Origin of the sequence: Dyadobacter sp. OTU695 (genome assembly GCF_038440355.1) — a bacterium.
Classification (GTDB): Bacteria; Bacteroidota; Bacteroidia; order Cytophagales; family Spirosomataceae; genus Dyadobacter.
On sequence record NZ_JASATN010000061.1, the window covers coordinates 1 to 1,395 of the forward strand.

1 protein-coding gene is annotated in these 1,395 nt (G+C 41.8%); it reads left to right on the forward strand.

What is annotated here, in order from left to right; genetic code table 11:
- Positions 1 to 142: 142 nt before the first annotated feature.
- A complete protein-coding gene (locus AAHB90_RS32390) occupies positions 143 to 1,363 on the forward strand; it encodes an IS4 family transposase (RefSeq protein WP_342089474.1) in 1,221 nt (406 codons plus the stop codon).
- The last annotated feature ends 32 nt before the right edge of the window (positions 1,364 to 1,395 follow it).

Genomic DNA, 1,395 nt, shown 5'->3' on the forward strand with positions numbered 1-1,395 from the left:
CAGTCATGGTCGGAAGAAAATCTTCCGACTTTTTCTGTTTTATATGCTCGTATTTTTGTCAATTAATTAGTTGATTTTTAGGTATTTATGTTGGTTTTATGGGGTGAATTGGTTATCTTTAGTAGTTGATAATCAGTAAGATATGCCCGTTTTTAAAGATCACAAGGTTAGCATAAATCATCTTTTGGGTTTTATTCCCGAAGCCCTTATCGCCCATCTTTCGACAACTACCAGAGTCGATCATTACACCAAAATCCTGCATGGTAAAAAGATGTTTTACCTGTTAATGTATGGCATTTTAGAGAATGACAGACTTAGCCAGCGAACGCTGGAAGATAGCTTCAATGACCCCGTTTTCAAGGTACTCTTCAACCTTGATGAAACTGAAAAAATACGCAGAAGTTCTATTTCGGAGAGGTTATCGAAAATGCAACCAGACTATTTCAGGCAGCTATATGAATGCATTTATGATCAGTTCTCACAGCTGTATACCTATGCTGAGAAGGAAAAATATAACCTTATCCGGGTAGATAGCTCAATGGTCAGTGAGACGGTTGGCAAATTGTTAGAAGGGATTGATAATAAAAGTGGTAAGAAGGCAGTAAAGTATAGCATTGCTTTCGATGGTATGTTGCCATGTTATTCTGATGTCTTTACCGCCGCAGGTTACGCAAGTGAAGATATGGCCTTGCCCGAGGTGATTATGGGACACGTTAAAAAAGATGATGGTCACCGCAACATTTATGTGATGGACAGGGGATTGCAATCCACCCGCGTAATGAAGGCTTTTAATGATCAGAAAGTAGCCTTTATTGTGCGGGCCAAAGAGAACCGCAAGTTTGTGGAGCTGGAATCGTTTATCGGGCCAGACCAGGATTTGGATTTAGGAGAATCTACCTTGCTCAGGGATTGTAAAGTGCAATTGTACACGGGCCTGACTGTCAACAATAAACGGGGCAACAAGCATTCCAGAGAGGTATTGTCAGAAGGGCATTTTCGACTGGTAGTGGTTGAGAGCAAGGCCCAGGCAGGCAAGACATTTTGGTTTTTGACCAATGATTTTGAAAGCCCTGCAAGAGAAATCGCACAAGCATACAGGCGGCGTTGGGACATCGAGGTTTTCTTCCGTTTCTTAAAACAGGAATTGAATGTAAGCCACCTGGTCTCTTTGAACAGGAACGGCATACAAGTTATGCTCTACATGACTTTGATTACCGCTATGATGGTTTTGATGTACAAAAAGGCCAACAACATTGGCTACAAAACTGCTAAACGAAGATTTTCGATGGAAGTCAGGGATTTGGCCATTGCCCTGATCGTGGTCCATTGCGGCGGAAATCCAGACCTGTTTTTCAAGACATAAAAAATGGCCGGAATTTCTTCCGACCATGACTG

Coding starts and splice junctions, on each gene's coding strand:
- AAHB90_RS32390 (WP_342089474.1), top strand. CDS start 143: ATGCCCGTTTTTAAAGATCACAAGGTTAGCATAAATCATCTTTTGGGT.